Here is a 13,192-nt window from a genome sequence, read left to right as displayed (position 1 = left end):
ATGAAAGATTTGAGATGGCAGGCATCGAGCATATCCGCGTCGAAGCGGATGAAGCTGGCATGCGCCTCGACCGTTGGTTCAAGGTGCACTATCCCGGGCTGGGCTTCGGTCCGCTGCAGAAACTGCTGCGCTCCGGGCAGGTGCGGGTCGATGGCGGACGGGTGAAATCGGATGCACGCGTGCAGCCGGGGCAGGTGGTGCGCGTACCGCCCATGGACGTGGACGCCAAGAAGGCCGGGCCGATCGCCGGACGGGACCTCAAGCATTCCAGCGATTTCGAACTGTTGTCGCGCATGATCATTCATGAGGATGACAAGGTCATCGTTTTGAACAAGCCGGCCGGTCTTGCCGTGCAGGGCGGCTCCGGCGTTGCACGTCATATCGACCAGATGCTGGAAGCCTTCGTGAGCCCGAAGGGCGAAAAGCCGCGGCTCGTCCACCGGCTCGACCGCGATACATCGGGCGTTCTGGTGATTGCCCGCACGCGCGGCGCCGCCCAGAAGCTGACGGCGGCCTTTCGCGAGCGCGATACCAAGAAGACCTACTGGTCGCTGGTGAAGGGCGTGCCGCGCAAGCACGAGGACAAGATCTCCACCTGGCTCGTCAAGGAACAGACGCCGGACGGGGACCGCATGCGCATTGCCCGCCATGGGGAGGAGGGCGCCGATCACGCCGTTTCCTATTACCGCGTCATCGATACGGCCGCACAGAACCTCGCCTGGCTGGAAATGGAACCTTACACGGGCCGTACCCACCAGCTGCGCGTCCATGCGCTGCATATCGGTCACCCGATCATCGGCGATCCGAAATATTTCGACGACGATCCCAACTGGGATTTCCCGGGCGGCGTGCAAAAGCGCCTGCACCTGCATGCCCGTCATATCGACATTCCGCATCCAAGCGGTGGCCGGCTGCGCGTGACCGCGCCGCTTTCGCCGCACATGGTGCAGACCTGGAACCTTTTGGGGCTGGACCAGGCCGATGGCATCGGGGACGAGGATTGAGCATGAAACTGGTTCTCTTCGATTGCGACGGCACGCTTGTCGATAGCGCGCGGCTGATCCATGAGGTGATGTGCCGGACCTTCGCGCATTTCGGCTATGCGCATCCCGAGCTTGCGGCAACCAAATCCATCATCGGCCTCACCCTCGACATTGCCATTGCCCGTATTCAGGGCAAGCCCCATGCGGACGAGGAAGCCGTGGCGATGATGGCCTATTACAAGTCGATCTTTCAGCAGACGCGGGCAGAAGCCGGATTCGAGGAGCCGCTGTTTCCCGGCATCCGCGCGCTGATCGACGAGATCGGCCCGCGCGAGGAGCTTCTGATCGGCGCGGTAACGGGCAAATCCCGCCGCGGTCTCGACCTCATTCTCGACACGCATGATTTCCGCAAGTGGTTTCGCATCGGCCGCACCGCCGATGACTGCCCGTCAAAGCCGCATCCGGCCATGGTGACGGAGTGCTGCGATGCCATGGGCGTTGAGCCCGCCGATACCCTTGTCATCGGTGACGCCATCTACGATATGCAGATGGCGAAGGCGGCCGGCGCAAAGGCGGTCGGCGTCTCCTGGGGATACGCCTCCGTCGACCTTCTGAACGCCGCCGGCGCCGATGCCATCGTCCATCATCCAAGCGAATTGTTAAGCCATATCGGCTGAGGAAATTTCGACACCCATGCGCGATCCGTTCGATTTACCCGAGGGCCATGAGGGCCTGAGCCACGCCGATCCGACACGCCGGGCGCAGATCCAGATGCATCGCCCGCTGCCGAAACGCTTTTATGAGAAGGCGACGATCGGCGAGGACGCGCAAGGCTATTCAATCCTCCTGGACGGGCGCCCGGTCAAGACGCCGGCCAAGAACATGCTCGCCGTGCCGACGAAAGCGCTGGCCGAGATCATCTGCGCGGAATGGTCGGCCCAGGTCGAGGTGATCGATCCCCTCAGCATGCCCGTGACGCGACTTGCAAACACGGCCATCGACGGGATTGCACCGGATCGCCAGCCGGTGTTTGCCGACATCCTGAAATTCTCCGAGAGCGACATGCTGTGCTACCGCGCCGAGACACCGGCCGAACTGATGGAGCGACAGGCGCGCGACTGGGATCCGGTTCTGGAATGGGCGGCGAAAGATCTCGGCGCACATTTCATTCTGGCCGAGGGCGTGATGCCTGCCGAACAGCCGCCGGAGGCGGTGGCAGCACTTGCTGCAAGACTTCGCCAGCACGACTCTGCGCTTGAACTGGCAGCCCTTCACACCATTACGACGCTCACCGGCTCGGCGCTTCTCGCCCTTGCGTTTGCCAGCCGCGTCATCGGCGTCGAGGAAGCCTGGCGGCTTGCGCATCTGGAAGAAGACTGGACCAATGAGCATTGGGGCGCCGATGCGGATGCGGAACTGCGCCGCACCAAGCGCTACCGGGAAATGCAGGCGGCCGCGTCCACGTTCGAGGCATTGCAGCCGGTCGCTTAACCGGTTGCTAACCCTGTTGGCGGATGATCGGGAAAAGCGTCTCCCGGTGATCCATGTCGTCTTCCTTCTTCCGCGTGACTGTCCTGGCTGTCTGCTGGCTGATACTCGGCGGCTTTCGCATGGCCACGCCCGAAGCAACGGAGCAGGCGCATCTCCTCTATGACGTGCGTGGTGCCTTCGTGAGCGCCCAGACCACAGTGTCGCGCCGCCTGCTGGCAGACACCGACAGGCTGGTCAACGACGCCATCTGCGCCACGTTCCGCCAGACCTCGATGCCGCGCACGGTGCTCACCGTCCGCATCACCGAGAGCGGGTCTTTTCCGCTGCTCATCGGTGCCCGCTACCGGGCGAAGGTGCAGGTGGAGGCAACCGCTGTCGGCAATGGTGAAAGCGTGGCGATCGGCACATTTACCGTCAGCGCTTTCGCATTCGATGCCGGTGACGGAGACGCCCTCGTCGCATCGAAGATCGCGGCCCGGATTGCGCGGGAATTCAATCTTGAGGAGCGCACGCCCTCCACACTGGCCACTGCACTCTTTCCGTGACGCTTGCCAACAAGCAGGTGCGCAGACCGGATTGTTTTTCCGGATCAATAGGATGTGATAAAACGCGACTTCTGTTGATTTAAAATTGCTGCACTGCAGCGCTAAGGCAATCCGGTATTTGAAATTACTGGAGCGGGATTTTCCAACCAATGTCACAACGTCTTAATACCTACCAGCCGCAGGCCCTTGCCGTGCTGCGCATCATGACCGGGCTTCTGTACCTGGAGCATGGCACGATGAAGCTCTTCCACTTTCCCGCTCCCCAGATGGAGGGGCCGCTTCCGCCGCTGATGCTGGTGGCCGGCATTCTGGAACTGGTGGGCGGTGCCTTGTTCGCCATCGGCTTCCTGACGCGACCGGTGGCATTCCTCCTGTCCGGCATGATGGCCGTCGCCTATTTCATGGCGCATTTCCCGAAAAACTTCTTCCCGGGCTTGAACGGCGGTGATGCTGCCGTGCTGTTCTGCTTCATCTTCCTCGCCTTCATCTTTACCGGCGCCGGCGCCTGGTCGGTGGATAACCGCCAGAAGGCCTGATCAGCCCAAGGCGCGACCAACGGAAAGCCCCTGCGGGATGATCCCGGCAGGGGCTTTTTGCTGTCAGCTGGTCAGTTTCAGCCCGGCAATGCCGGCGACGATGAGGCCGATGCAGGCGAGCCGGGCAAAATTTGCCGGATCGCCGAGGAGAATCATGCCAAGGCCGACTGCCCCGACCGTTCCGATCCCCGTCCATACCGCATAGGCGGTGCCCATGGGCAGATCACGGATGGCAAGGCCGAGCAGGCCGATGCTGACACCCATGCAGGCGACGGTGAGAACCGAGGGGACGAGCCGGGTGAAGCCCTCGCTATATTTGAGCCCGATGGCCCAACCACATTCGAGAAGACCGGCCAAAACAAGATAGATCCAGGGCATGATTACGCTCCTTCTGTGTTGAAAAGAGCGAGGTCGTCCCCGCAAGGTCAATGGCAGCCGGGTTAGGCTGCGGCGGTCGTCCGCACGAGCCCCTATCTGGGGCGTTTTGCCGCCTGTTCAAGCTGGACAGACCGGATGCGGCTTAACAAAGCCGCTCGGCATGCCAGCGCAGGTGATCATCCATGAAGGTGGAGATGAAATAGTAGGAGTGATCGTAGCGCTCATGCATGCGAAGCGTGAGAGCAATCCCGGTGTCCTTTACCGCCTCTTCGAACAGCCAGGGCCGCAGGCCATTGTCGAGAAAGCTGTCGGCCTTGCCCTGATCGATGAGGAATTCGGGAAAGCGCGCCCCATCTTCCACCAATGCGCAGGCATCATAGGCCCGCCAGAGGGCAGGGTCGCTGCCGAGATATTTTTCGAATGCCGGCGCCGACCAGTCCGCGGACGAGGGCGCGACAATCGGGGCAAAGGCCGAGCAGCTTTTGAAGCGCCCGGGGTTCTTTAGTGCAATCGTCATGGCACCGTGCCCGCCCATGGAATGGCCGAAAATGCCCTGGCGGTCCATGTCGGCGCGAAAGTTTTCCGCAATCAGCGCCGGCAGTTCCTCAGTTACGTAGCTGTACATGCGATAGTGATCGCTCCACGGCTTTTCGGTGGCATCGAGATAGAAGCCGGCCCCTTTGCCCATCTGCCAGTTGGTCGCCTCGTCGGCCACGTCATCGCCACGCGGGCTCGTATCGGGGCAGACGACGATCAGGCCAAGCCTTGCGGCCATCCGCCTATATTCGCCCTTGTCCATGACGTTCTGGTGCGTGCAGGTGAGGCCGGACAAATACCAGAGCACCGGACGCCTTTGCGTTGTTGCCTGAGGCGGCACGAAGACGGCAAATGTCATGTCGCTGTTGCAGACCTGCGACCGGTGCTGGAACACACCCTGCATTCCGCCAAATGCCGTATTCTGGGACAGGACCTTCATGGTTACACACTCTCCGTTGCAGGATTAACCGGCCAGCGACACGACGGCATTGACCGCGGCCGCGACGAGCACGGTATTGAAAAAGAACGACAGCACCGCATGGCAGAGATTGATGCGCCGCATCACTGTCGTGGTGATGACGACATCCGAGGTCTGCGCCGTCATGCCGATCACCAGCGAAAAATAGAGGAAATCGTAACCGCAGGGTTCCGGCGTGCGCGGAAACTCCAGACCACACTGGGTGCTCAGACTGCCATCGTCCTTCGAGACGCGGCGCCAGTAATGATGGGCATAGTGCATGGCAAACATGGTGTGGATGGTCAGCCAGCCGGCAATCACCGACAGGAAGGCGATGGACACCTCGAAGATGCTCGGATTGGCGTTGCGGTTCAAGGCATTGAACAGGGCGGCAATCACCGTGATGACGGCCAGAAGCGTCACCATCAGAATGACATAGGCCGGCGCATTGTCGCGTTCGGCACTGGTCTTCAGCCGGCCAACCGTAAGCCGCGGAATACGCACCGCCATCATCCCCAGATAGACGACGAAAAACACGATCGCCGATATTTCGACGGCGAGATGGCGGGCGGCAAGCCAGAGCACCGGCAGTGACAACAGGCCTGAAAGGCCTGCGGCATAGAACGGGCTGTGCCTGCGGTGCCGCCAGTGCGGTAAAACATCGGTCATGCCGGATCATCCTTCGCCTGCGCGGCGATTGCCTTTGCCCACCGGCAGAGGCGATCGAGCGTCGAGAGAAAGGCCGAACGGTCCCGCGGCGAGAAGGCGGCATTATAGCCCTTGCTTTCGCCGGTCTCCCGCAGATGCGCGCCGAGATCCCGCATGGCGCTGGCCATACCGATATTACCCTCATCGAACTCCCGGCCTGTCGGACCGGTCACCTGGGCGCCCGCGGCCACGCAGCGCACCGCAAGCGGCACATCCGCCGTCACCACGATATCGCCGCGTCCCGCCCGCTCGGCAATCCAGTCATCGGCCGCATCGAAAGCGCCGGACACGATGATGTTCTTCACCATCGGATCGCGCGAGGGGCGAAGGCCGGAATTGGCAACCAGGGTGACTTCCAGACCATGACGCTCGGCCACCTTCAGAATTTCGGGCTTTACCGGGCAGGCATCGGCATCCACATAGATCAACGGGCAGGTCTCCGTGTGCGGCGGTTGTCAGATTTCGGTCTGTTGCGGCTTACCAGTTCAGGTTCCGGATGTCGCCGTTGAAACAGCACCCCTCGGGCTCTGAAATGAAATCGAGGCGGGCGGGAAGGAAGGCGCGAAGGCTATCAAGGGACGGCAGATCGGCATCCATGGCGACGGGCGGAATGGAGGATTTGCGCATCACAAGACAGATTTCGTCTCCTTCGGTCAGCACGGCCGCATCGCGACAGTCAAAGCCCGCCAGAACAAGATGCTGCAACAGGAGGCCAGCGCTCCAGATGCTCAAATCGCCGTTGACCATCGGAAAACTGAGGGCCGGAACGGCAAGGGCCAGAACGCCGCCCTCCGGCAGCAAGGCGTGAAGACGGCGCAGAAAACGCTGCGGATCGGGCGCCCGCTGCAGCACATGGCTCATGAGAATGCAGTCGAACGGCCCACCAAAATTTTCCGACTGAATGCCGTCATGACGGATGGAAACGCCTGGGGTTCGATCGAGGGGCTCTGCGGCCGGAACCAGAACGGTCACGGTCTTGCCGGCCTCGGCGAGAAGGCGTGTGCGTTTCTGCCAACCGGGACCATAATCGAGCACGCTGTCGAAATTTTCCTGAACCAGCAGGCGCGCAAGGGCCGGCCCGCCGGGAATGGCGACGAACTGCGGCGTGACGCCGATCGGCGGCACCGACGGCTCCGGCGCCTGATCGCGCAAGTGCAGCTTTGCCTTCAGCATGCGATTTTCCACCTGCAGCCGTTGCAGCACCTGCTGCGTCATCTGCTTCAGCCGATCGATCTGGGATTGCTGGGCACTGATAAGCGGATCGACCGGGCGTTCGGGCGGCGCGGGCTCCGGCAAAGGCTCCGGCGTCATGGCGCGGCGAACGCGATCACTCAGGGGAAAGGATACGACCGGCGGCGTGGGCGAGGGGCTGCCGATCGCAAGATCCGGCATGGACTCGCTGCCGGCGGGCGTGCCAAGCGCCGGGCGCGGCGGGGTGATCGCATGCATGCTGCCGGAAAACAGGAAGGAGAAATCGCAGTCGCAATCCCTGCCCTGGTCGTTCCTGATTGCGATCGAGGCATGCAGGCCATCGACCGAGAGCACGTTTGCCCGACAGCCTCTGGCATTGTCTGCGCCGGACAACTGCGTCATGCCGCCCGCCACATCGTTGAGCGGCGGCTGGAAGACGAGCAGGTAGCGCCCGGCCGCCTTGCGGCTGACCTGGAAGCCCTGGCCCTGCAGGACGCTGCCATCGGCCTTTACCGTTCCTGAAACGATGCGATCCGTCATTCTGTCTCCAGCGGCACCGTTGCTGGTGTCCGAAGCGGCTGCCTATGGCCGCGCCAGAGCCGAAGCGCCACGCAAAAGGACGCCCGAGGGCGTCCTTCGCGAGAGCCTGTCGCGGCGCGATCCGTTCTCAGTATAGCACGACCGAGCGGATGCTTTCACCCGAATGCATCAGCTCAAAACCTTTATTGATGTCGTCGAGCGGCATGGTGTGGGTGATCATCGGATCGATGATGATCTTGCCCTCCATGTACCAGTCGACGATCTTCGGTACGTCGGTGCGTCCGCGCGCGCCGCCAAAGGCGGTGCCCATCCAATTGCGTCCGGTCACCAGCTGGAAAGGACGCGTCGAGATTTCCTGGCCCGCACCGGCAACGCCGATAATGACGGACTTGCCCCAGCCGCGATGCGAGGCTTCCAGCGCCTGGCGCATGACCTTGGTATTGCCGGTGCAGTCGAAGGTATAATCGGCGCCACCGATATGGTCACCGGCGCGCTTCGTCAGGTTGACGAGGTAAGGCACGATATCGCCCTCGACCTCCTTCGGGTTGACGAAATGCGTCATGCCGAAGCGTTCGCCCCAGGCCTTCTTGTCGTTGTTCAGGTCAACGCCGATGATCATGTCGGCGCCGGCGAGACGCAGGCCCTGGATGACGTTGAGGCCAATGCCGCCGAGACCGAAGACGATGGCGGTTGCACCGATCTCGACTTTTGCCGTGTTGATGACGGCGCCGATGCCGGTCGTCACGCCGCAGCCGATGTAGCAGATCTTGTCGAAGGGTGCGTCCGGGTTGACCTTGGCGAGAGCGATTTCCGGCAGCACCGTGTAATTGGCGAAGGTCGAGCAGCCCATGTAGTGATGGATCTTGTCCTTGCCGATGGAAAAGCGCGACGTGCCATCGGGCATCAGACCCTGGCCTTGGGTCGAGCGGATGGCAGTGCAGAGATTCGTCTTGCGGCTCAGGCACGAATAGCATTCGCGGCATTCCGGCGTGTAGAGGGGGATGACGTGATCGCCCTTCTTCACCGAGGTGACGCCCGGACCGACATCGACGACGATGCCGGCACCCTCATGGCCGAGAATGGCCGGAAACAGGCCTTCCGGATCGGCACCGGACAGGGTGAAATCGTCGGTGTGGCAAATGCCTGTGGCCTTCACCTCGATCAGAACTTCGCCGGCTCTGGGACCTTCCAGCTGAACGGTCATGACTTCGAGCGGCTTTCCGGCCTGTACGGCAACGGCTGCGCGGACGTCCATGATGTAATCTCCCTGACTGTGTGATTCTTGAAAAGTTTGTGGCATGCGGGGCCGGGCGGCTCAAGCGCAAAGCACCCGGAGCGCGGTCACGCTGGCGTAAGCCTGCGTCTGCTCTGGACACGCTCGCGCCAGATGATGAACAGGCCCGACGCCACGATGACGGCAATGCCGAGCCATTTGGAGGGCGTCGGGAAATCGGCAAACAGCAGGTAGCCGAGCACGGTTGCCGAAATGATCTCGAAATACTGGAAGGGTGCCAGAAGCGACACCGAGGCCATGCGGAAGGCGCGCACGACAAGCAGGTGCACATAGCCCGACAGCGAGCCGAGAATGATGAGAAGGATGAGGCCGAGCCCGGAGGAGGGCAGCGACACTGCAAAATCGGCAATGCCTGCCTGGTTGCCCGCCAAAAGCACGATGCCCATGAACAGCGTGCCGCCGACGCCCGACATCATCTGCATGGTAAGCGGCGAATCGCCATTCCCCAGCGCCCGGTTCAAGAACAGATAGAGCGTAAAGAGAAAGGCGCAGGCGACCGGGAGAAGCGAGGTCCAGCCGAAAATCTCGAAGCTCGGCTGGATCACGATCATCGCGCCGCCGAAACCGACAAGGATGGCAAGCCAGCGCCGCCATCCGACCTTTTCGCCAAGAAAGAGCGCCGACATCATCGTCAGCATGAAGGGCTCGACGAAATAGATGGCAAAGACATCCGCGAGCGGCATGTATTTGACGGCGGTGAAGAAGAGGAGGCTTGCTGCCGCATGGAGCGCCCCGCGCAGCATGTTCATCCACGGCCGCTGCACTTTAGAAAACCCACCCACCGTCCAGAAGAACAGCGGCGCCAGCACCACCAGCTGCACGAAGAATCGATAGAAGGTGACCTGTCCCGGCGACATGGTTTCAAACGTTGCCATGTATTTGGCAATCGCATCCATCATCGGCAGGATGACCATGCAGCAGGCCATCAGTGCCATGCCCTTCACGGATCGGTCGGAGGAGAGGGACGTCTTCACGGCGGCAGCGGGCATGGCATATTTCCTGTGGCTGTCCGTTCAACCACGGGTCAGGTGGCAAGGCAAGGCGCAGCCGCGCCACCCGATGCGCTCAAACCGCCACGCCCAGGGCCAAGCCTGCTTCGCTCACGGTCTGCCCGAACACCTCCTCAAACGCTTCGCGAAGCCGGACATCGACATCCGTCATCATCACCAGCATTCCGAGATCTTCCAGGCTGGTTACGCCATAGGCGGAAATCCCGCAGGGCACTATGCCGGAAAAATGCGAAAGATCCGGATCGACATTGATCGACAGGCCGTGAAAGCTCACCCAGCGGCGCAGGCGGATGCCGAGCGCCGCGATCTTGTCCTCCGCCTGCGTGCCATCCGCCAGAAGCGGCTTTTCCGGCCGGCGCACCCAGACGCCCACGCGATCCTCACGCCGCTCGCCGCGCACGTTCATCTTTTCCAGACAGCGGATGATGACCTCCTCAAGGCCTGCCACATAGGCGCGGACATCCTGGCGGCGACGCTTCAGATCCAGCATCACATAGGCCACACGCTGGCCGGGGCCGTGATAGGTGTATTCGCCGCCGCGCCCTGTGGAAAACACCGGGAAGCGGTCGGGCTCGATGAGATCTCCGGCATCGGCGCTTGTGCCGGCCGTGTAGAGCGGCGGATGCTCCAGAAGCCACACCAGTTCATCCGCACGCCCCTCGGCAATGGCCGCTACTTCCGCTTCCATGACGGCAAGCGCCTCCTCGTAAGGCACGGGAGAATCGGAAATGCGCCAGCGAACGGCGGGAGAGCCATCCTTCGGCAGCATGGACAGGTTGAGATCGGTACGCTCGGGCATGGGAGACTCGTTGATGCGAAACAGGATTGTCGAAGGGCGGACACTATCCACAGGCACGGAAGCCCGCAAATCATGGCTTTCGCTATATAGGCATTCTTCCGCGAATTTTATCTTTCAAAAAACTGTCACGGCACACTTGCGTCGGCCAAATCCCTTTGCTAGATGCTCCCTCGCCGGCAACAAACTGGCCTACCACGATGCGGTCGTGGCGGAATTGGTAGACGCGCAGCGTTGAGGTCGCTGTGGGGCAACCCGTGGAAGTTCGAGTCTTCTCGACCGCACCAAAAGAACCCGGCGCAAGCCGGGTTTTTTGTTGTCTGGCAATATTTTACGGGCGGACCTGTACTTCGGTTGAGAAGTGCCATCCAGCCTGGCTCGGTCTCACTCTCTCAAGGCTGAGAGCGGCGGAAGCGGGTGACCAGACGCACGGTGTGGTCCGGCTGGACCTCATAAAGCTCCTCATAGCGGTTGAGGAATTCGTCGCGCACCTCGCGGCTGAACGAACTGCCGACGGGATAGGGCACGATGGGTGAGCGGCCGCCATAGGTGAGGCTGTTCGGAAAAGGCTCAAGAACGCTCTGCTGCGTGCTGCACCCGGCCAGAAGCCCCAGCACAAGAATCATCTGTATTTTCATCGCTCCACTCCGCATGCGCCACGAATGCGGTTTTGCGGCGAATGGTTCCCGGCCGCAAGCGGAAGATTGGCTCCGGCAGCTGACGGCGGCGGTTGAAGGAGCAGCAGAGCACTGCCCCGGTTACAGGCCTGCGGCAAACATCGGGCCGCCTTTGTGGGCGGGAAAACCATAGCCGTTGATCATCACAAGATCGATATCGCTTGCGCGGGCGGCGATGCCTTCGGCAAGGAGCGCCCGTCCTTCGGCCGCCATCGCCGCAAGCAGGCGTGACAGAATCTCTTGCGGCGTAAAGGTTTTGGGCGTGATTGCCTTTGCTGCCCGGCAGGTCTCGATGAGGGCGGTGACCTCCGGGTCGACGAGGCGTTGTCCCGCCTCATAGCGATACCATCCGCGCCCGGCCTTCTGGCCAAGGCGGCCTGCCTCGCAGAGGCGATCGGCAATTTCGACATAGCGCTCGGCCGGATTGCGGCTCGCTGCCTGCCGCTTGCGGCGGTTCCAGGCGATCTCGAGGCCGGCCATGTCATAGACCGCGAACAGGCCCATCGGGAAGCCGTAGTCTTCCAGCACCGCGTCGATCTCGTGCGGCGCTGCACCGTCCTCGATCAGATACTCGGCTTCGCGGCGATAGGCGGAAAAGATTCGGTTGCCGATAAAGCCTTCGGTGACACCGGCAACGACGGCGAGCTTTTTCAGGCGTCGCGCAAAGGCAAGCCCCGTTGCCAGCACATCGGGCGCAGTCTCCTTGCACCGCACCACCTCGACCAACCGCATCACATGCGCCGGCGAGAAGAAATGCAGGCCAAGCACCCGGGCAGGGTGGGCGGTTGCCGCGGCAATCTCATCAGGGTTCAGATAGCTGGTATTGGTGGCCAGAATGGCATCGGGCCGCAGCACCTTATCCAGCCGGCGAAAGAGATCGGTCTTCACGTCGAGATCGTCAAAAACCGCCTCGACGACGAGATCAGCGCTCACAAGGCCCTGATCCTCCGCCGTCACCGTCAGCCGCGCCGCCTGTTCCTCACCCTCGGCCGCGGTCAGACGACCGGATTTGACCGAGCGATCGATGAGCCCCAGAATGCGATCGCGGCCTTTTTCCGCAGCCTCGTCGTTCTGGTCGAGGCCGATGACCGTATAGCCGGCGGCAAGCGCTGCCACGGCAATGCCGCTTCCCATCAAACCGAGGCCCGCAATCCCGATGGTGGAGAGCGTGCGGGGCATGACGCCCTCCAGCGCCTCCACCTTGCCTGCCTGTCGCTCGGCAAAGAAGACATGGGAGAGCGCCTTTGCCTGATCGCTGTCGCGAAGCGCGAGGAACGTCGCGCGCTCGCTCTGCAGGCCTTCATCGAGCGAAAGCTCGCCGCTTTGCCGCACCAGGTCGACGGCCTTTGCCGGGGCGTTCTGGCCGCGCGCCTTGGCGAGCAGTTTTTCGGCGACGGCCTCGAAAGCCTGCACGTCGAAGGCAGGCACGGGAAGCGAGCCGGTGCGCCGCAGCGATCTTCCGGATGATTGCTGGACAAGGGTGCAGGCGGCGTCCAGCAGATCGTCCGTCACCACCTGATCGAGGATGCCAAGTGTCAGGGCCTCATCGGCCTTGATGGTGCGGCCGCTTGCGATGAGATCGACGGCCGCGAGCGCGCCGATGAGGCGCGGAAGCCGCTGCGTGCCGCCGGCGCCCGGCACGAGACCAAGCTTCACTTCCGGCAGGCCTAAGCTGACCTGGGGCAGGGCGATGCGGTGGTGGCAGGCGAGCGCCACTTCCAGCCCGCCACCGAGTGCTGTCCCATTCAAGGCGGCAACCATCGGCTTGTCATGCGCCTCCAGCGCCGCCACCACATCCGGCAGGACAGGATCGACCGGCGGCTTGCCGAACTCGCGGATATCGGCGCCGCCGACGAAGATCTTTCCCGCACCGATCAACACAAGCCCGACAATTTCGGCATGGCCGGCTGAAAAGTCGAGCGCTGCCATCAGCCCTTGCCGCACCGCAGCGCCGGTCGCATTCACCGGCGGATTGTCGATGGTGACGACAAGCACGCCCTGCATGACAGAGCCGGAGACGGTGGCGGAAAAGGTGATGTCCGGCATGAA

At 62.3% G+C, this 13,192-nt stretch carries 15 protein-coding genes and 1 tRNA gene; 6 read left to right on the top strand and 10 right to left on the bottom strand.

Going from position 1 to position 13,192, the window contains the following annotated elements:
- Positions 1 to 14: 14 nt before the first annotated feature.
- The 5 genes from ACEXP3_RS19940 to ACEXP3_RS19920 all read left to right on the top strand — a co-directional run bounded on the left by ACEXP3_RS19940 (position 15) and on the right by ACEXP3_RS19920 (position 3,555).
- On the top strand, positions 15 to 1,004 hold the full coding sequence (locus ACEXP3_RS19940; protein WP_377298808.1) for an RluA family pseudouridine synthase: 990 nt from the start codon (positions 15 to 17) through the stop codon (positions 1,002 to 1,004).
- A 2-nt stretch (positions 1,005 to 1,006) separates the two neighbouring features.
- Positions 1,007 to 1,660 carry an HAD-IA family hydrolase gene (locus ACEXP3_RS19935; protein ID WP_210105017.1) on the top strand — a complete coding sequence of 218 codons (654 nt, stop codon included), beginning with the start codon at positions 1,007 to 1,009 and terminating at the stop codon, positions 1,658 to 1,660.
- Between the two features lie 16 nt (positions 1,661 to 1,676).
- Positions 1,677 to 2,474 (top strand): ATP12 family chaperone protein, encoded by a 798-nt coding sequence (locus ACEXP3_RS19930; RefSeq protein WP_377298807.1) that lies wholly within the window; start codon positions 1,677 to 1,679, stop codon positions 2,472 to 2,474.
- 119 nt (positions 2,475 to 2,593) lie between these two features.
- Positions 2,594 to 3,019, top strand: coding sequence for a hypothetical protein (locus ACEXP3_RS19925; protein WP_377298805.1), 426 nt, complete (start codon positions 2,594 to 2,596; stop codon positions 3,017 to 3,019).
- Between the two features lie 149 nt (positions 3,020 to 3,168).
- Positions 3,169 to 3,555, top strand: coding sequence for a DoxX family protein (locus tag ACEXP3_RS19920; RefSeq protein WP_377298803.1), 387 nt, complete (start codon positions 3,169 to 3,171; stop codon positions 3,553 to 3,555).
- 63 nt (positions 3,556 to 3,618) lie between these two features.
- Here the strand turns inward: ACEXP3_RS19920 and sugE are convergent, their stop codons facing one another.
- From sugE to lipB, 8 genes are all read right to left on the bottom strand, one after another.
- Positions 3,619 to 3,933, bottom strand: coding sequence for a quaternary ammonium compound efflux SMR transporter SugE (gene sugE, locus ACEXP3_RS19915; protein WP_377298802.1), 315 nt, complete (start codon positions 3,931 to 3,933; stop codon positions 3,619 to 3,621).
- Between the two features lie 142 nt (positions 3,934 to 4,075).
- Positions 4,076 to 4,909 carry an S-formylglutathione hydrolase gene (gene fghA / locus ACEXP3_RS19910; RefSeq protein ID WP_377298800.1) on the bottom strand — a complete coding sequence of 278 codons (834 nt, stop codon included), beginning with the start codon at positions 4,907 to 4,909 and terminating at the stop codon, positions 4,076 to 4,078.
- A gap of 24 nt (positions 4,910 to 4,933) precedes the next feature.
- A complete protein-coding gene (locus ACEXP3_RS19905; RefSeq protein ID WP_377298798.1) occupies positions 4,934 to 5,596 on the bottom strand; it encodes a DUF1345 domain-containing protein in 663 nt (220 codons plus the stop codon).
- A complete protein-coding gene (locus tag ACEXP3_RS19900) occupies positions 5,593 to 6,063 on the bottom strand; it encodes a YaiI/YqxD family protein (protein ID WP_377298796.1) in 471 nt (156 codons plus the stop codon). Before ACEXP3_RS19900 ends, ACEXP3_RS19905 begins: the two co-directional genes overlap by 4 nt.
- 49 nt (positions 6,064 to 6,112) lie before the next feature.
- Positions 6,113 to 7,366 (bottom strand): class I SAM-dependent methyltransferase, encoded by a 1,254-nt coding sequence (locus ACEXP3_RS19895; protein ID WP_377298795.1) that lies wholly within the window; start codon positions 7,364 to 7,366, stop codon positions 6,113 to 6,115.
- A 127-nt stretch (positions 7,367 to 7,493) separates the two neighbouring features.
- On the bottom strand, positions 7,494 to 8,621 hold the full coding sequence (locus ACEXP3_RS19890; RefSeq protein WP_210105026.1) for an S-(hydroxymethyl)glutathione dehydrogenase/class III alcohol dehydrogenase: 1,128 nt from the start codon (positions 8,619 to 8,621) through the stop codon (positions 7,494 to 7,496).
- 86 nt (positions 8,622 to 8,707) lie between these two features.
- Positions 8,708 to 9,649 carry a DMT family transporter gene (locus ACEXP3_RS19885; RefSeq protein ID WP_377298793.1) on the bottom strand — a complete coding sequence of 314 codons (942 nt, stop codon included), beginning with the start codon at positions 9,647 to 9,649 and terminating at the stop codon, positions 8,708 to 8,710.
- 76 nt (positions 9,650 to 9,725) lie between these two features.
- On the bottom strand, positions 9,726 to 10,439 hold the full coding sequence (lipB, locus tag ACEXP3_RS19880) for a lipoyl(octanoyl) transferase LipB (protein WP_377298891.1): 714 nt from the start codon (positions 10,437 to 10,439) through the stop codon (positions 9,726 to 9,728).
- A 229-nt stretch (positions 10,440 to 10,668) separates the two neighbouring features.
- Here lipB and ACEXP3_RS19875 point away from each other — a divergent pair.
- Positions 10,669 to 10,753 (top strand) — tRNA-Leu (locus ACEXP3_RS19875).
- A gap of 105 nt (positions 10,754 to 10,858) precedes the next feature.
- On the opposite strand, the gene ACEXP3_RS19870 is transcribed toward ACEXP3_RS19875, so the two are convergent.
- Positions 10,859 to 11,104, bottom strand: a complete 246-nt coding sequence (locus tag ACEXP3_RS19870; protein ID WP_377298791.1) for a hypothetical protein — start codon at positions 11,102 to 11,104, stop codon at positions 10,859 to 10,861.
- Between the two features lie 120 nt (positions 11,105 to 11,224).
- Positions 11,225 to 13,189, bottom strand: coding sequence for a 3-hydroxyacyl-CoA dehydrogenase NAD-binding domain-containing protein (locus tag ACEXP3_RS19865; RefSeq protein WP_377298789.1), 1,965 nt, complete (start codon positions 13,187 to 13,189; stop codon positions 11,225 to 11,227).
- Positions 13,190 to 13,192: the final 3 nt, after the last annotated feature.

It is taken from the genome of Neorhizobium fuzhouense (assembly GCF_042611105.1).
In the GTDB taxonomy this organism is placed as follows: Bacteria; Pseudomonadota; Alphaproteobacteria; order Rhizobiales; family Rhizobiaceae; genus Neorhizobium; species Neorhizobium galegae_A.
This window is presented reverse-complemented; position numbering and strand designations above follow the sequence as displayed.